We start from the raw sequence: 16,489 nt of genomic DNA, 5'->3' as shown, positions 1-16,489 counted from the left end.
GGAGAAAAATAATGAAAAATATTGTATTTGCAAGAGTTGATGATCGTTTAATTCACGGAGAAGTTGTTACAGCTTGGACGCCTTCTTATAGCATCAATCATATTATTATTATTGATGATGTCGTTGCTAGTGATCCTTTCCAAAAAAGAATTTTGAAAGCGTTAGCACCAACAAAAGTTAGAGTCGATGCTTTCACAGTAGAAGAAGGCATCAAAGAGTTAAGTAAGCCGCACAACGAAAAAGAACGTGTCTTACTTTTAACAAAGACACCGATTTCTTATGCACGTTTGGTTGAAGGTGGAATTGATTTGCCGCAAGTTAATCTTGGTGGGATGGGTATTCGAGATGAACGAAAACCATTTATTAAAAATGTTGCCTGTGACGATGAAGAAGTTTCAGCTATTCGGGAAATGGTAGATAAAGGTATTCATGTATTTTATCAGCTTGTACCAGAACAACGCTTAATTGAGATCACGAATCTATTATAAAAAATGAGGAGGAAAAATCATGACAGTAATTCAAGCTTTTCTTTGTGGTTTAATCTACTTTTTTGCAGTAGGTAATTTGCCATTTGTCGGTTTATGGTCTTTACAGCGCCCGTTAGTGTGCGGTTTAGTTACTGGGATAGTTTTAGGCAATCCATTAATGGGCGCGATGACTGGTGCCTCGATTAACTTAGTCTATTTAGGATTTATTTCAGCTGGTGGATCAATGCCTGCAGATATGGCGTTGGCAGGGATTTTAGGAACAGCCTTTGCGATTACTGGTGGACTTGATGCTAAAACGGCGTTGTCAGTTGCTGTACCGATTGGTTTATTAGGTACGATTGTCTGGTATGGTCGTATGACTTTTGGTTCGATTTTTGTTCATGTGGCCGATAGTTATATTGAAAAAGGTGAATATAATAAAATTTGGCGGGCAAATGTCCTCTTTCCACAACTTTTAACAGCGGTTATCACGATTATTCCTTGTGGTTTAGCAGCTTATTTTGGCGCTAGTTATATTTCTGGCTTTATTGAAGCATTAAGCGGAACTGCTTTGACTATATTTACAGTTATCGGTGGCATGATGCCAGCTTTAGGAGTAGCAATTACTTTGCAATATATTTTTAAAGGAGAAGCTCGTGCATTTTTATTCTTAGGATTTATTTTAGCAACTTATTCAGGATTAGATTTATTGCCTTTAGGTATTATTGCAGGATTATCGGCCTTGATTTATATTCAGGCAACTAGTAAACAGTCTGATGATTCAGAGGAGGAAGAACTGTATGAATAAAGAGATTGAAGGAAGTGTAATTCGAAAAAAAGATTTGTTTCGTTCATGGCTAATTTGGGAAAACTTACCGCAGACTTGTTACAATTACGAACGAATGATGGGTCAAGCAGTGGCCCACGTATTTGTCCCGATTTCAAAAAGATTATATAAAAATGATCCCGAAAAGAAAAAAGAAATGATGCGGCGAGAAATTGAATTTTTCAATGTGCATATTGAGTTTGGCTCTTGTATTATCGGAATGATTATTGCTTTAGAGGAACAAAAAGCTAAAGGTAAGGAAATCCCAGGCGAATTTATTACTAGTTTAAAAACTTCATTGATGGGTCCGTTATCAGGGGTTGGAGATACTATTTTTCAAGGCGTACTGATTCCAATTTTATTGGCCATTTGTATTGATTTAACTTTAAAAGGAACAATTTGGGGCTCTGTGATTTTTGCTGTAGCTATTATTGCCATTGCTTGGAGCATGAGTTATGCCAACTTCATGTTTGGTTATCGCGCAGGAGCCGAAGCAGTCATGGATTTTCTCGAGAGAGGGATTTTGAACAAAGTCTTACGTGGCGCGGAAATCATGGGCTGCATGGTGATGGGGGGGCTCATTTCCAGCTATGTGAAAATGCACGTCGCCTTACAAATCGTTAGCTCCACCACGACTTTTAAAGTACAAGAGGATTTTCTAGATGTGGTGATTCCCAATATTTTACCATTTGGTTTTACTTTATTGATTTATTTCCTAATGAAAAAAGGCTGGTCTTCTTTAAAAGTCATTGGCTTGATTGTAGTAGTTGGAATTGTTGCAGGTTTTCTAGGTATTTTAAGTTAATTAGAATAGAGGGTTTGAGATGAAAGCAATTGTTGAGACAGGGATTAAAAAAATTGAGATTCAAGAATTACCGATGCCGGAGATTCAAGCAGATGAGGTTTTGATGAAAATCCGAGCAAATGGTTTATGTACCAATGATATTCGCGATTATTTAGGCGATACTGTTTATTCGTTTCCTAGAGTTGGCGGACACGAATTTAGTGGTGAAATCGTTGCAGTTGGGGCAGCTGTTAATCCCAAGCATTTTGATGTGGGAGACCACGTTGTAAAATATATTATTCCAGCTTGTGGAGAATGTGACTATTGTAAAACAGGTCGGGAAAATTTATGTGTAGAAGTAGCAAATTCATCAACTTTTCAAAATCCTAATGGTCTTTCTGGATTCTTTGGGATGGCACAATATATCGCAGTCAAAAGTCGTGACTTATATAAATATCCGAAGGAAGTTCCTTTCACTCATAGTGCTTTTACTGAGCCACTGGCTTGTGTAGTGAACAGTGTGGAACGGGCGAATATTTTATATGGACAAGATGTGTTAGTTATCGGTGGCGGTGTAATGGGATTGATGCACGTCATGTTGGCAAAACTACAAGGGGCGCGAATTATTTTAAGTGAACCTAATGAAGAAAGGCGAAAACTGGCTGAACAATTAGGTGCTGCAATCACTTTTGATCCGATGGCGGAAGATGCGGTTGCTTTAGTTAAGCAATTAACACAAGGTCGTGGTGCCGATGTGGTCTTTAATACTACTGCGAATCCGATCATTGCAAAACAGGCAATGGACTTTACAGCAGCTGGAGGTCAAACATTTATTTTCAGTTCATTGCATCCTAATAATCCGGTACCAACCGATTTAGGTGCGGTTCATTCCCATGAAAAAGTGATTACTGGTACAGTTAGCCCCACCATCAGAACTTTTTATCGTTCCGTTCAACTGATTGCTAAAGGATTAGTGGACATTACATTATTATTGGATAAAACTTTTGATTATACACAGGCAGTTGAAGCGTTTGAATATGCCATGAGACCTGAGACTTTTAAGACAATCATCACTTTTGACTAAGAAAAGAGTGAAAGAAATGAAAAAAATTTATATCGGAATCGATGCGGGAACAACTTCAATTAAATTGATAGCTTTAAACCAGCAAGTGGATATTTTGTATGAAAAACAATACACTTATACCTATCAGACACCACAAAAAGGTTGGACCGAAATTATGCCGACTGATTGGTCTGCCATTATGTTGAATGGATTAAAAGAACTTTTCAAACAAATTGATGCTAATCAAGTTGTTGCGATTGGATTGACGGGACAAATGCATTCGACTGTTTTTCTAACTGAAGATGGGGAACCCTTAAGACCCGCAATTATGTGGAATGATCGTCGTACCAAAGAATTAATTCCACAACTAAAAAAGCAGTTAGCAGAAGATCCAATGACTCAATTAAATAGTCAAATTGTCTCAAATGGTAGTCCACTAGCCAATTTATTCTGGTTAAAGGAAAATGAATTGTCGCATTTTAAAAAGTTAGGAAAAGTTTTAATAACTAAAGATTATCTAAACTATTGTTTAACTGGCAATTATGCGACCGACTTTTGTGACGCGTCTTCTAGTTCGCTATACAATTTTAGCAATCAGGCTTGGTCGACCGAAATTTTTGAGAGATATGGGTTTTCATCTGATTGGTTTGCTGAGATTTATCCCGCTGCTACGGTTAGTGGTTACTTAACGGATCATATTTGTCAGTCCTTAGGGATTTCTGAGAAGATTCCGGTAGTCGTGGGTACAGGAGATAATGTTGCTTCAACTTTTGCAACTGGCAGTTTTACTAGCAATCAACCATTGATCTCACTAGGTACTTCAGGTGTGATGATTATTCCAAATAAAAGTCATGAATTAAAAAAAATAGGCAAAAATGTTGTAGCAAAAATTTTTCCGAAGGACCAAGCTATTATTACCCAAGGAACGGTTCAAGCTGGGGGTAAATTAAATAGCTGGTGGTTGGATACAATTTTGCAGACAGATCAATATTTGGTAGAACAAGAAAAGATTCCGATGGATCTGTTAGGAACAAATGAAGTACAATTTTTTCCGCATTTAAATGGTGAAAAAACTTTATTTGCTAATCCAAATTTACGTGGAGCATTTGCGGGATTGAGCTTAGAAACTGAGCGAGTCAATATGTATTTAGCAGTTTTAGAAGGCGTTGCTTTTGGTATTCGCACATTATTTGAAGCAATGCGCAATCAGGAGGAACCCGCACATTTCTCAATTGTCGGTGGGGGTGCCAAAAGCGAATTGTGGTTAAACATATTTGCAAATGTTTTAAATAAACCGATTCGACACATTTTAACCACACGTGAGGCAGTTCATGGGGCAGCAATGATTGCTAGTCTGGCAACTGATCAAAAGATTGATTTAACTGAACCTGAAGTTGAAATCATTCAACCCAAACCAGCAATTTCCGAAAAATATCACAAACAGTATCAAAAATATCTAATATTAAGTCAATTGATGGAAAAGTATAGTGAGGAAGTGAGCTAAGATGAAAACTTGTTTAATATGTGATGAAAAGCTTGGTTGGGTAAAATTTAAATCGATCGATGGTACATTGTGTAAGAAGTGTTATCAAATAGCCAGTCGCGATTTTTCTGAAGTCATTAAAAATAAGACTAAAAGTGAAATATTGGCAACATTTCATCAATCTACGACTCTCTGTCAAGAAAAAATATTTGAGACCACCCGCAAGATTAATCAATTGGTTTTGTTTGACGATTATAACCAAAAGCTATGTTTACCGAATCATTCAAAGTTTAGTGAGGGAAAACAAGGTCCCAAGATTTTTTCTTATACTGAAATTGAAAGTTGTCAATTGGAAGAGCAACATCAACAGCAGCAAGTGAAGAAGAAAAAACTTACTTTGGGAACCTTGAAAGTATATTTGCAAATGGGTGTTTCCACTCATGTCATCCAACTTGTACCAAAACCGATTGATATTCATAGTAGTATCTACAAGACGATGAAGTCTTTGGCTCAAAGTATCGTCAAGGAAGTTAATCAAATCGTTTTTCAAGAGGTATAAGTAAATTTGTTATAACTTATTTTAACTTAAGTAGATTTCATAAAAAAATATTATTTTTTAAACATACTACAAAAAAAGTAGTGTGTTTTTTTGCCACAGTTTAAACCATTCGGTATACTGAAAAAAAGAACTGAGGGATGCAGATGGATTTTGCAAAATTTGACTTTGATTACTATGAGCGCAGCATCAAAGGCATGTATCAAAATTATTTTTCAAAACGAATAGGTTTAGCCAGTGGTGCATTGATCTTAATTGTGCTCTATTCATTAGTTTTTCGTGAAAGCTTATGGCTAAATGGTCTACTGGTGATTATTTTAGCAGGGATTATTTTTTATCTTAGCAGCCAGCGGCAAAAGTTTCCTGAGATTTATCAGCAGTTTCTAGCTGAAAATTTACCAGAAGCAAAAATCGAACACATTCAAGAAAGCGAATATAGCTTTGATGTGATGCGAGGAAATGAAGTTGCTTTACGGATTAATAAAAAAGGCATGCGGAATTTTCCAGCACAAAATAAGCAATATACTATGATGGTAGGCTTTGAGAAAACTTTTTTCGCCAAACAACCTTTAGAAATTTTGTATTATGATGTCTTGGATTTAACGTATGAAGAAAGCTATCGCTTGAAACGCAACGGTTATAGTAATGTGCCACGTTTTTTACGGCGCTTTTCTTGGGGAAATATCAAGTCTAGTATTGGTAACGGCTTTAGTTTTATTCTAGGGAATTTATTTTTACTGTTTATTTTATTTCGGTTGTTACGATATTTATTGGTGATTTTTAGACAGTTTATGTAGGGATTTCTAATATTAACAGAATAATAAAAATTTAAAGAGTAGAAGGTTAAATAAATTTGGCCTTCTGCTTTTTTTATTGTTTCGTTAAAAAAGCTTAATGAGAAAAAATCCTGTAGATTTTACAGAAATATTTGCGATTTTCTCATTATAATATAATTAATAGTAAATGAAAGGAGCAAAAAAAAGACTTGCAATTTTGTATTAAAAAAGAGGATCATAAAATTAAAATAATAATTTTAAAGAATAAAATATCTATAGGAAAGGATCTATGGTCAAATTAAATAACATCACCAAGTGGGGGATTGAGCGAGGGAATTTTTTGAATGAAAACGCTTATACTTTTTTTGTTTGGGAATCTATAATAAGGGCATAAGGAAAGTGAATAATATGAAAATCGGGAAAGAAATGAAAGCGGGGGTTAGTTCATGCTAGAAGAAAAATATTATTTAATACTACAAGAGATTGTTACTAACCCTAATACAACAAGAAAGGGGCTAGAAATAAAACTAAACTTATCAAAAGATCAAATTAAATATGCTGTTGGAAAAATCAATGACTATCTTGAAGAAAATGAATTGCCAAGTATCGGAAGAACAAGGAATGGTGGATTTATTGCTGATCAATCAGTGATAAATTTTGTTCAACAAGATATCAAAACAAACAAAAGTGATGGTCTCTTTTACTCAGAAGATGAACGAATAATGATACTTGCACTATTACTATTCGACGAATCTCTTGATTTATCACTTGAATATTTTTCATATGAATTGAGAGTGAGTAAAAATACGATTTTACGAGATCTCTCAAAACTAAAAGAAAAACTATCTGTTTATTCTGTCAGAATTACTTATTCTCGAATACATGGCTATTCAATTTCAGGTAATGAGTTATTAATCAGAAATTTTATTAAAGAGACTCTTTTTAATGTTAACAAAATGTCTAATGGAATTCAATTGCTAAACAAGACATTATGTGCTTCAGAGCATGAACGTTTATGCATGATAAAAAACCTAAAAAAAATTGAAAAAGAACTTGAAATACGTTTTACTGATGAACAGTTTGTTATTTTACCAGATTTTCTTCTAGTGCTTTTTCATCGGATTCAAAATGGAAAAATTTTAAAAGAGAAAACAGCAGACGAAGAATCAGATATCTATGAACTTAAAGAGGTCCAACTAATAAATGATATTCTTTCTTTAAATGAATTAGGAAAAAAAGAAACAGCGTATATCTCTCTTCAAATTTTGACATCAAAAATTATTTCAGCAGAATTTGTTAACGAGAGTATTACGAAGAATTTGAGAGAAGCAATCAGTCTATGTATCAATAATTTTGAAGTCAAGACATCAATAAAATTAAAAGATCGTGAAGCAATCTTGAATAGTTTAATGTACCATTTGACGCCTGCATATTATCGTATACGTTATTTAATTAATGAAGAAAATGATTTGTATGAAAAAGAATTTTTAGAAAATGTTATCGCCCAATACGATTTTTTAAACTCAATTATTAAAGACTGTTTTAAGCCATTGGAAGAACTACTTGAAGTATCTTTACCCGACATAGAAATTATGTATATTTCCTTAATTTTTGGTTCAAAAATTCTACCACAAGGAAAAACTGATTATCCGAAAATGAAAACGGCAATTGTTATTTGCCCAAAAGGAATAACATATTCACAATTAATGTTATCGCAATTAATGGATATTTTTCCAGAAGTTTATTTTTATGAGCCAGTATCACATCGAGCTTTTGAAAAAAGTAATTTAAAAGTAGACATTATTTTTTCAATTGGTAAATTTCATTCGTATGAAAACTGTTTTGTCGTTCAAGCTACAATGTCAGAGGAAGAAAAACAACAATTACGAGCATTGGTTTTTAAAAAAGTATTTGGTGCAGAAGATACATTAGGAAAAGTGGATCAAATCATGGAAAAAATAAGTGACTATCTTCCTAGTGATAAAATTTTAGTAATTAAAGATAGTATTTTAGAGATACTAGGAAAGAAAAATCCGACAAAAAAAGATTTGAATAACTCGTTATTGAGACAAAATATATTACGCATCTTCGATTTTTTAACTGTCGATAAGATTACGATCGTGGATCAAGTAAAAGATTACAAAGAAGCAATGAATATAGCTGGAAGACCGTTAATATCTGATAAATCTGTTACACCCAATTATGTTACGAGTGTGATTCAAAGTCATGATTTCAATGACCCTTATACAATTTTAGGGGAAGATGTAGCCATTCCGCATGGTTTGCCAAGTGAAGGAGTAAAGAAAATTGGTATTAGTTTACTAATTGTTCGAGAAGGATTTTTATATTCAAAAGATCATTCTTTAAAACTATTGTTTTTAATCGCTCCAATTGATAAAAAACATCATAATCAAGCGATTATTGATATCTTGACCATTGCCGAATCGCCAGAGGTAATCAATGATTTGGTGAACGCTAAAACTAGACAAGATGTACAAACAATCCTAAAAAATATCTGTGCTTAAGAAAGGAAATAAACAATGAATAATCAAGAAATTAAAGATAGTTTACTAAATACATTAACAATTGAAGCTGAAACTATTTCCAAGTTGCCTGAGACACTTGATTTAGAGGTATTGACTACCTTAGTTCATAAAATTGGAGAGAAAAAAGGAAAGGTGATTGTTACAGGTTGTGGCACATCTGGAGCAGCAGCTAAGAAAATTGTTCATTCATTATCTTGTGTCAGTGTTCCCGCAGTCTATTTGAATCCAGCAGATGCTGTTCACGGATCAATGGGAATTATTACAAATCAAGATATCGTCATTGTTATCTCTAAAGGAGGCAATACGATTGAATTAACAAATTTGTTAGATTCTTTTAAAGCCCAAAAAGCCTATATTGTTGGAATAGGAGAAAAATCAGATTCAACAATCGGTAAATATTCTGATTTATTCTTAAAAATCTCAGTGGACAAAGAGCCTGATACATTCAATATGTTAGCCACAGCTAGTACGTTAGCTGTCATGTCGACATTTGATGCAATCTGCATTGCTTTAATGACATATACCGGATTTACCAAAGAACAATTCGGGATTAATCATCCTGGGGGAGCCGTTGGAGACCGTTTATTAGGCAAATAAAAAATGGAAGGTAATTGCATATGAATACGTTAGTAAATATGATAAATTCGAAAAATATTACTTTTTTTGATGAACAAGATCATTTAGATAAAAATGACATCCTTGATTGTATGGGAAATCTGCTACATCAAAGTGGTTTTGTAAAAGAAAGCTATACACAAGCGATTAAAGATCGTGAAAGTGTTTTTCCGACTGGCTTGAATACTACTACAGTCGGTATCGCTATTCCACATACTGATAGTAAACACGTGAGAGAAGCTACTATAGCTATTGGAATATTGAAAAGTCCTGTCATTTTTCAGGAAATGGGTGCAGACGAGATAGAAGTACCAGTTAGGCTAGTATTTATGTTAGCTATAAAAGAACCTGAAAAACAGTTGGAGACTTTACAATCTGTCATTTCACTAATTGAAGATGAAGAAAAAATGAATGCACTTGTTCATATAGAAAATGAATCGGATGTTATTCAACTACTAAGTTAACAAAAGATAGGGGCCAAAAATATGAAAAGTCTTTTTGAAGTAATTAATGACCGTTTATTAGGTGAAGTAGGGAGAACTCTGGTGACTTTTTTACTAGATAATAAGATGCTGTTTTTAATCCTGTTTGCCTTTTATGGCTGCCTACTTTTGTACTCAAAAACTATTTATATGTATTATGTTCCAAAAAAAATAAAGGAATTTATCACGAAGAATAAGTTATTAACTACAAAACAACTTCATGAAGGTTGGAAAAAGGAAAGAAAAACGATTCCTCTGTTTATTTTAGTTCCAACTAGAAATGAGATGTGGGTAAGACCGTTAAAATATTCGGATGGCAATTACGAAATGCTATTTTTTAACAAAAAGAATAGCTATACAAGTGAATCTAAAATGATTGACAGTATTTATGAGAATCTGAAAGGGGATTTTCCTATTGGTTAAGAATAAAATTATGCCTTCACTTTTTGGAGCAAACATTGGAAGCTTAGAATCTGAAGTTATGCCTTTAAAAGAATTGGGAATAGATGTTTTACATGTAGATATGATGGACAGTAGCTTTGTACCTAACATTGCCTTTGGTCCAACTCAAGTTGCAGATTTAAAAAAAATCCTACCATTTCAATTTGACGTTCATATGATGGTAGAAAATCCAGAAAAATATATCCCTCAATTAATCGAAGCTGGCGTTGAGTATATTAGTATTCATCAAGAAGCTACAGCTCATTTATTAAGAGGTATTCAGCTTATTAAAAAACTTGGCGCAAAAGCTGGCGTAGTTTTGAATCCTGGAACACCAATTGAAGCAATTAATGTGATTTTAGAGGAAATTGATTATGTATTAATTATGACAGTAAATCCTGGACTAGGTGGACAAGAGCTATATCAGCCAATCTACAAAAAAATAACCGCCTTAAAAGAATTAATTGGTGAACGTCCAATTGATATTCAAGTTGATGGTGGTGTAAATGCTGAGAATATTAAAGCTTGTCAAGAAGCTGGAGCAAATTGGTTTGTCGTAGGTTCATACATGTTCTCAGGAAATGTTGCGGAAAGATTAGCAACGCTAGAAGACGCTTTAAAATAAGGAGATTGAAAGAGATATGAAATCTTTAAAATTATACGGAAAACAAGATTTACGGTACGAAAGTGCAGAGATTCCTACTTTAGAAAAAGATACAGATGTTATCGTCAAAGTAAAGGCTGTAGGTATTTGTGGATCAGATTTATCTCGCTATAAAAAATTAGGACCGTATGTAGAAGGTATGGTTTGGGGTCACGAATTTTCTGGCGAAGTTTCTGAAGTTGGTAGCAAAGTAAAACATGTTTCTGTTGGTGATCGTGTTGCTGGGGCACCATGTTTTACTTGTGTAGATTTGGATGTAGAGGAAGAATGTTACTACTGTAAAAAAGCAGAATTTGCTCGGTGCGAAAATTTAACAGTAATTGGAGCTAGACACGGAGGGGCATACGCAGAATATATCCGTTTACCAGAAAAAAATTGTGTTCCTATTCCAGATTCTGTTGATTATGAGTCGGCAGCAATGATTGAGCCTTCATCGGTTGTTGTTCATGGCTATTACAATACTAACTTAACAGCAGGCGATACTGTGGTAGTTGTAGGTTGTGGAAATATTGGTCTCTTGTCAATAAAATTTGCTAAAATTTTTGGTGCTACAAAAATTATTGCTGTAGATATTGCTGATGAAGCTTTAGAAATGGCAAAAGATGCTGGTGCTTCACATACTATTAATTCACTAAAAGATAATACCTTGGATACAATTGGAAAATATACTGATGGATTAATGTCCGACATTGTTGTCGAATCTGCTGGTTCTCCGATCACTTCAGCACAAGTCTTTGCCTATGCTAAAAAAGGTGGCGGTGTTTTATTCATGGGTATTCCTTATGCAGACATCTCAATTGAAAGATTTTACTTTGAAAAAATTGTCCGCAGCGAGCTTAAGGTTTGGGGGGCGTGGAGTTGTGTTTCTTCTCCTTTTCCTGGTAAAGAATGGCCAACAATTATGGCACTTTTAGAAAATGGTCAATTAGAATTAAAATCAATGATCACGCATCGCTTAAAACTATCCCAAGGACCTGAAATTTTTGATACCGTTACTCATAAAAAACCAGAAGACAATTTTGGGAAAATTATGTTTTTCCCAGAAGAAGATTGATTTGAAAGGAAGATATAAGTATGAATAGAAAAAGAATTTATGTGTGCTGTGGTACAGGAATTGCCACTTCAACAGTTATTGTAAAAAAAGTTTCAGAGTTTTTAGATGAAAATAAAATTCAATACGATATCAGTCAATGCATTGTTTCAGATATTCCTTCGAAAGTAGCAAATAAAAAGCCAGATTTGGTCATCAGTTCAACGACCATCTCAGCAGATATTGGAGATGTTCCCGTTGTATTAGGCCGTTCTTTTCTAACCGGAATTGGTAAAGACAAAACTAAGCAGGAAATTCAAGAAATCTTAGGATTCTAAAGTTAGGGAGGAAAAGAAATGTCAGTTGTCTTCGACTTTTTTAAATACATTATTGATTTAGGTGTAAGCGTTATGATGCCGATTATTATTACTGTACTAGGGGTAATATTTGGCAGAAAATTAAGTGTTTCTTTTAAAGCTGGTTTGACAGTTGGTATTGGGTTTATTGGAATTAATGTAATGTCAGGTGTAATGATGAATGCTATTAGTCCTGTAACAAAAGCGCTAGTGGAAAGGTATAATTTCAGCTTAACAGCGACAGATATTGGTTGGGGGATTGGTTCATCAATTGCATGGGGAACACCTGTTGTTCCATTTGTGTTTATTGCAATTATCGCGACAAATGTCTTAATGTTGATGTTTAATTTGACTAAAACTATGGACGTAGATATTTGGAATTATTGGCAACCACTATTTATTTCAAGTGCGCTTTACTTAACTACAGGAAGTATGATTTTAGCAGTAGCAAGTGCTGTTATCAATATGGCTATTATTTTTAAATTAGCAGATTGGACCCAAAAGGATGTAGCAGATGTTCTTGGATTGGAAGGCATTTCTTTACCAGGCTTACAAACAACTGGTTGGGCAATTTTAGGTTATCCAATGAATTGGGTTTTAGATAAAATTCCAGGGATCAATAAAATTAATTGGACTACTGAAAAAATTCAACAAAAACTTGGTATCTTTGGTGAACCTATGATGATGGGATTGATTATTGGTGGATTATTGTCTGCCGTTGCAGGAATGCCAGTTGCTGATATTTTAACAACTGCTGTTTCAATTGCAGCTTCATTAGTTTTAATTCCAAGAATGGTTTCTTTATTAATGGATGGTTTGATTGTAATCTCTGAAGCAGCTCAAGAATTTATGGAAAAACGTTTTGAAGGACGAGAAATTCATATTGGCTTGGATGCCGCCTTAGGAATTGGTCACCCATTCGTATTGTCATTAGGATTATTAATGATTCCAATTACTTTAGTTTTAGCTTTTATTTTACCAGGCAATAAAACTTTACCCTTGGCTGATTTAACTGCGTTACCGTTCTATATGATTTTTGCTATTTTACCTTCTAAAGGAAATTTATTTAGAGGCGTAATCACAGGAATTTTCATTGCAGCAATTACACTGTATATTTCTGGTATCGCTGCACCAATCATGACGGGACTAGCAGCTGATATTGGCTACACTATTCCTGGCGGTGCAACAGAAATTACATCTTTAGCTGTTGGAACTCAATGGTATTCTTGGATTGTTTATTATTTCTTGAGCTTGTTTGCTTAAAAATACAAGAAAAATTAAAAATAATGCTACGTAATAACTATTATTTTTTATAAATAAAAACCCACTTGAAGTCAATTTGATTTCAAGTGGGTTTATTTTGTATGAAAAGTTAATCGATTAATGAAAGTGACAAAAATATTTAAGAGGCAAAACCTTTTGTATTATGACCTAATACTATAATTTCATTTTTTTATAGTCTTTTTCTAGTTACTTCCTTTTTTGGTATCCATTCGAATGACATAAGAATCTAAGAGAATGCGGGCAATAACTGATAGTGGTAGCCGGGAACGGACTTCATATTCTGGAAAGAAAGAAACTTCAGATTTATAGCCGATAAGCGCTAGTTCACAGAGGTCAGTTAAAGGTGATTCAGTGTTGGTAGTTATTAAAATAGTACCGATTTCTTTTTTGTAGCAATTTTCAGCTGCATTTACTAACTCTTCGGTCTCACCATTTAGTGAAACGAAGATAGCAATATCGCTTTTCTTTAAATATTGACTCATGATTTTGATGATATTTGGATCAGTGTGCAGCTCACAGTATTTATTTGCTAATTGAAATTTTATCTTCATTTCTTCACCGATTAATTCGGAAAAGCCTCTAGCAAAGATTAGCACGCGTTCAGAACTTTTAATTTTTTGGATAGCATCTTCAATCACACCCGTGTTCAGCATGTTTAATGTTCGGATGACTTCTTGCTCATTTTTGATAATAGATTTCTTGATTTCGCTGTCAATCTTTTCTACCTTTGAAAAATTAATGGATGTATTTTGCTCATCTTTTAAATGATGCTTGAAGGCAGTAAATCCTTCATAACCTTTTTTCTTCATGGTTCGAACAATGGTTGATGTGGAAACATTGGCTAGTTCGCTCAGTTTAATAATGGATAAGTTTGGGATGTCATTAATATTTGCACTGATATACTTCCACAAATAAGCCTCTGTTTCACTAAGTTTTGAGTCCATAGGCACACTCCTTACAGTTCTTTATCTATTTTAGATATCTGACTTGAAAAAAGCAAACGCATTTTTTTGAAGTTGGCAAGGTTTCCAGCTTTTTAACAATATTTAGAAAACATTTTCAGTCTGAGGTAGGTCATACTTAGTTCATTGATAGGAGGGAGTAGCTTGTCGAATATCTATACCTGTACTTTAAATTTAGCAATTGATTTATTTATAGAAACCGACACGTTGATACCAGCTGTCGTCAATCGAACCAAGGATGATGATATTCAAGCGAATGGTAAAGGGGTCAATGTTTCTCTAGTTTTAAAAATGTTGGGAATCAATAGTACCGCCATGGGGTTTAAAGCTGGTTTCACGGGCCAATATATTAATGACTTTTTAAAGGGAAAATCAATTGCAACAGACTTTATTGATGTTCCTGGATTGACCCGCATCAATGTGTTTACCCAGGTCAATCAAACAAAAGAAGAATACAAATTGGTTAATAAGGGACCAGAAATTCCAGCAGAAAGTACGGTTGAATTTTTAACTCAAATTGAGCAATTAAAAGCGGGAGATTATCTCAGCGTTTCTGGTAGTTTGCCAAGAGGTGTTTCGCCAACAATTCTGATTGAAATTGCCAAACGTTGTTACCAACAAAAAGTATTTTTGATTATTGACAGCAGTTATTTGGAAGTGTTGGATTGTTTGACTTATCAACCTTATTTGTTAAAGCCTAACGAAGAAGAACTGGCTACTTGGTTTGATGTCACGATCAACACAAAAACAGAATATCTTTACTATGGTCGAAAATTAATTGAACTAGGTGCACAAAATGTGCTGCTTTCACTAGGTGGTGAGGGAGCGTACTTTTTTAGTCAGAATCAGATTTTATACGGCAATTCTCCAAAAGGAAAAGTCGTTAATACGGCTTGTGCTGGGGATACCTTACTAGGAACCTTTTTTGCAGGTTTATTAAAAAAAGACGATCTTGCAGCTACATTGAAAAAAGGTTTAGCGGCTGGTAGTTCTACAGCTTTTCGAAAAGGTATTACTGACTTTTCTGATGTATCGGATTTAGAAAAACAAATTACAGTTCACACTGTGACTGATCAATCTAAAATGGAGGCAAAATAAACATGAAAAAAATTAGCGGAACACAATTACAAAAGTTAAAAAATACGAGTAATTCTAATGGTATCATTGGTGCACTGGCAATTGATCAACGGGGCGCTTTAAAAAAGATGATTGGCAAGTATAAAGCCGAAGCTACAGAACAAGATATTGAGGATTTTAAAAAAATTGTTTCAGAGGAATTAACGCCTTATGCAACTTCAATCTTATTGGATCCTGAGTATGGGTTACCCGCTGCCAATGCTCGTGCGAAATCTGCCGGTTTATTATTGGCTTATGAAAAAACTGGTTACGATGCTACGACACCAGGACGTTTGCCAGATTCATTGAATGTTTGGTCAGTTAAACGCTTGAAAGAAGCAGGAGCAGATGCTTGTAAATTTTTATTATATTACGATATTGATGAAAGCGATGAGATTAATGATCAGAAGAAAGCCTACATGGAACGAATCGGATCTGAATGTGTCGCTGAAGAACTGCCATTTTTCTTAGAATTGGTGTCATATGATGCAACGATTGCTGATGCTTCATCAAAAGAATATGCCAAAGTAAAACCGCATAAAGTGAATGACATGATGAAAGAATTCTCAAAACCACGTTACAACGTAGATGTTTTGAAAGTAGAAGTCCCAGTCAATATGAATTTTGTGGAAGGCTTTGGTGAAGAAATAGTTTACTCACGAGAAGAAGCTTTGAATTATTTCAAAGAACAAAGTGAAGCAACTGACTTGCCATTTATATTTTTAAGCGCTGGTGTTAGCGCAAAATTATTCCAAAAAACTTTGTACTTCGCTAAAGAAGCTGGTTCAAGTTTTAATGGCGTACTTTGTGGCCGGGCAACTTGGGCAAATGGGGTTGAACCATTTATCACTGAAGGTGAAGCAGCCGCACGTAAATGGTTACAAACAGAAGGCAAAAAGAATATTGATGAATTAAATAGTGTACTAGCAGAAACAGCTAGTTCGTGGTACGAAAAAATTATCAGTCAGCATTAAACTAATCGGATCACCTGAAAGTAATATTCTCATTGCTTTCAGGTAACCCACTAGTTTTTTATTA

At 34.4% G+C, this 16,489-nt stretch carries 18 protein-coding genes; 17 read left to right on the top strand and 1 reads right to left on the bottom strand.

The features are described 5' to 3' along the window. Positions 1–11: 11 nt before the first annotated feature. The 15 genes from ID741_RS16390 to ID741_RS16320 all read left to right on the top strand — a co-directional run bounded on the left by ID741_RS16390 (position 12) and on the right by ID741_RS16320 (position 13,352). Entirely contained in the window at positions 12–488 is a 477-nt protein-coding gene (locus tag ID741_RS16390) for a PTS system mannose/fructose/N-acetylgalactosamine-transporter subunit IIB (protein ID WP_438720797.1), read from the top strand. 19 nt (positions 489–507) lie between these two features. Then, positions 508–1,275 (top strand): PTS mannose/fructose/sorbose/N-acetylgalactosamine transporter subunit IIC, encoded by a 768-nt coding sequence (locus tag ID741_RS16385; RefSeq protein WP_438720796.1) that lies wholly within the window; start codon positions 508–510, stop codon positions 1,273–1,275. After that, entirely contained in the window at positions 1,268–2,098 is an 831-nt protein-coding gene (locus ID741_RS16380) for a PTS system mannose/fructose/sorbose family transporter subunit IID (RefSeq protein WP_438720794.1), read from the top strand. The genes ID741_RS16385 and ID741_RS16380 overlap by 8 nt, the downstream gene beginning before the upstream one ends. Positions 2,099–2,117: 19 nt before the next feature. Next, a complete protein-coding gene (locus ID741_RS16375; RefSeq protein WP_438720793.1) occupies positions 2,118–3,161 on the top strand; it encodes a zinc-dependent alcohol dehydrogenase in 1,044 nt (347 codons plus the stop codon). A gap of 16 nt (positions 3,162–3,177) precedes the next feature. Further along, complete coding sequence (locus ID741_RS16370; RefSeq protein ID WP_438720791.1) at positions 3,178–4,644, top strand: xylulokinase; 1,467 nt, start codon at positions 3,178–3,180, stop codon at positions 4,642–4,644. A gap of 1 nt (position 4,645) precedes the next feature. Further along, on the top strand, positions 4,646–5,182 hold the full coding sequence (locus ID741_RS16365; protein ID WP_438720790.1) for a hypothetical protein: 537 nt from the start codon (positions 4,646–4,648) through the stop codon (positions 5,180–5,182). Positions 5,183–5,325: 143 nt separating this feature from the next. After that, complete coding sequence (locus ID741_RS16360; protein WP_438720789.1) at positions 5,326–5,976, top strand: hypothetical protein; 651 nt, start codon at positions 5,326–5,328, stop codon at positions 5,974–5,976. Between the two features lie 425 nt (positions 5,977–6,401). After that, on the top strand, positions 6,402–8,480 hold the full coding sequence (locus ID741_RS16355; RefSeq protein ID WP_438720788.1) for a BglG family transcription antiterminator: 2,079 nt from the start codon (positions 6,402–6,404) through the stop codon (positions 8,478–8,480). A 15-nt stretch (positions 8,481–8,495) separates the two neighbouring features. Then, complete coding sequence (locus tag ID741_RS16350; protein ID WP_438720787.1) at positions 8,496–9,098, top strand: SIS domain-containing protein; 603 nt, start codon at positions 8,496–8,498, stop codon at positions 9,096–9,098. Between the two features lie 20 nt (positions 9,099–9,118). Next, positions 9,119–9,580, top strand: coding sequence for a PTS sugar transporter subunit IIA (locus ID741_RS16345; protein ID WP_438720786.1), 462 nt, complete (start codon positions 9,119–9,121; stop codon positions 9,578–9,580). Between the two features lie 21 nt (positions 9,581–9,601). After that, positions 9,602–10,021 (top strand): hypothetical protein, encoded by a 420-nt coding sequence (locus ID741_RS16340; RefSeq protein ID WP_438720785.1) that lies wholly within the window; start codon positions 9,602–9,604, stop codon positions 10,019–10,021. Next, the gene (rpe, locus tag ID741_RS16335; protein ID WP_438720784.1) at positions 10,014–10,664 is read left to right on the top strand and encodes a ribulose-phosphate 3-epimerase; all 651 of its coding nucleotides are present in this window, start codon (positions 10,014–10,016) and stop codon (positions 10,662–10,664) included. Before ID741_RS16340 ends, rpe begins: the two co-directional genes overlap by 8 nt. Before the next feature lie 16 nt (positions 10,665–10,680). After that, a complete protein-coding gene (locus ID741_RS16330; protein ID WP_438720783.1) occupies positions 10,681–11,757 on the top strand; it encodes a galactitol-1-phosphate 5-dehydrogenase in 1,077 nt (358 codons plus the stop codon). 20 nt (positions 11,758–11,777) lie between these two features. Next, positions 11,778–12,071, top strand: coding sequence for a PTS sugar transporter subunit IIB (locus tag ID741_RS16325; RefSeq protein ID WP_438720782.1), 294 nt, complete (start codon positions 11,778–11,780; stop codon positions 12,069–12,071). An 18-nt stretch (positions 12,072–12,089) separates the two neighbouring features. Continuing rightward, positions 12,090–13,352, top strand: coding sequence for a PTS galactitol transporter subunit IIC (locus ID741_RS16320; RefSeq protein ID WP_438720781.1), 1,263 nt, complete (start codon positions 12,090–12,092; stop codon positions 13,350–13,352). A gap of 203 nt (positions 13,353–13,555) precedes the next feature. Here ID741_RS16320 and ID741_RS16315 read toward each other — a convergent pair whose 3' ends face one another. Beyond that, positions 13,556–14,317, bottom strand: coding sequence for a MurR/RpiR family transcriptional regulator (locus ID741_RS16315; protein WP_218325642.1), 762 nt, complete (start codon positions 14,315–14,317; stop codon positions 13,556–13,558). 162 nt (positions 14,318–14,479) lie between these two features. Here ID741_RS16315 and pfkB point away from each other — a divergent pair, with 162 nt between their 5' ends. Together pfkB and lacD are read left to right on the top strand one after the other, a co-directional pair. After that, a complete protein-coding gene (pfkB, locus tag ID741_RS16310; RefSeq protein ID WP_438720780.1) occupies positions 14,480–15,433 on the top strand; it encodes a 1-phosphofructokinase in 954 nt (317 codons plus the stop codon). Positions 15,434–15,435: 2 nt separating this feature from the next. After that, positions 15,436–16,425 carry a tagatose-bisphosphate aldolase gene (gene lacD, locus ID741_RS16305; RefSeq protein WP_218325644.1) on the top strand — a complete coding sequence of 330 codons (990 nt, stop codon included), beginning with the start codon at positions 15,436–15,438 and terminating at the stop codon, positions 16,423–16,425. Positions 16,426–16,489 lie beyond the last annotated feature (64 nt).

This window comes from Enterococcus sp. AZ103 (assembly GCF_051714685.1).
Lineage (GTDB): Bacteria > Bacillota > Bacilli > Lactobacillales > Enterococcaceae > Enterococcus_A > Enterococcus_A alishanensis.
Note: the sequence above shows the minus strand (reverse complement) of the source record. Positions and strands in the feature narration are given on the sequence as shown.

What these genes read in the sequence shown, in the direction of transcription:
- ID741_RS16390 (WP_438720797.1), top strand. Translation starts at nt 12, where the DNA reads ATGAAAAATATTGTATTTGCAAGAGTTGATGATCGTTTAATTCACGGA.
- ID741_RS16385 (WP_438720796.1), top strand. Translation starts at nt 508, where the DNA reads ATGACAGTAATTCAAGCTTTTCTTTGTGGTTTAATCTACTTTTTTGCA.
- ID741_RS16380 (WP_438720794.1), top strand. Translation starts at nt 1,268, where the DNA reads ATGAATAAAGAGATTGAAGGAAGTGTAATTCGAAAAAAAGATTTGTTT.
- ID741_RS16375 (WP_438720793.1), top strand. Translation starts at nt 2,118, where the DNA reads ATGAAAGCAATTGTTGAGACAGGGATTAAAAAAATTGAGATTCAAGAA.
- ID741_RS16370 (WP_438720791.1), top strand. Translation starts at nt 3,178, where the DNA reads ATGAAAAAAATTTATATCGGAATCGATGCGGGAACAACTTCAATTAAA.
- ID741_RS16365 (WP_438720790.1), top strand. Translation starts at nt 4,646, where the DNA reads ATGAAAACTTGTTTAATATGTGATGAAAAGCTTGGTTGGGTAAAATTT.
- ID741_RS16360 (WP_438720789.1), top strand. Translation starts at nt 5,326, where the DNA reads ATGGATTTTGCAAAATTTGACTTTGATTACTATGAGCGCAGCATCAAA.
- ID741_RS16355 (WP_438720788.1), top strand. Translation starts at nt 6,402, where the DNA reads ATGCTAGAAGAAAAATATTATTTAATACTACAAGAGATTGTTACTAAC.
- ID741_RS16350 (WP_438720787.1), top strand. Translation starts at nt 8,496, where the DNA reads ATGAATAATCAAGAAATTAAAGATAGTTTACTAAATACATTAACAATT.
- ID741_RS16345 (WP_438720786.1), top strand. Translation starts at nt 9,119, where the DNA reads ATGAATACGTTAGTAAATATGATAAATTCGAAAAATATTACTTTTTTT.
- ID741_RS16340 (WP_438720785.1), top strand. Translation starts at nt 9,602, where the DNA reads ATGAAAAGTCTTTTTGAAGTAATTAATGACCGTTTATTAGGTGAAGTA.
- ID741_RS16330 (WP_438720783.1), top strand. Translation starts at nt 10,681, where the DNA reads ATGAAATCTTTAAAATTATACGGAAAACAAGATTTACGGTACGAAAGT.
- ID741_RS16325 (WP_438720782.1), top strand. Translation starts at nt 11,778, where the DNA reads ATGAATAGAAAAAGAATTTATGTGTGCTGTGGTACAGGAATTGCCACT.
- ID741_RS16320 (WP_438720781.1), top strand. Translation starts at nt 12,090, where the DNA reads ATGTCAGTTGTCTTCGACTTTTTTAAATACATTATTGATTTAGGTGTA.
- ID741_RS16315 (WP_218325642.1), bottom strand. Translation starts at nt 14,317, where the DNA reads ATGGACTCAAAACTTAGTGAAACAGAGGCTTATTTGTGGAAGTATATC.
- lacD (WP_218325644.1), top strand. Translation starts at nt 15,436, where the DNA reads ATGAAAAAAATTAGCGGAACACAATTACAAAAGTTAAAAAATACGAGT.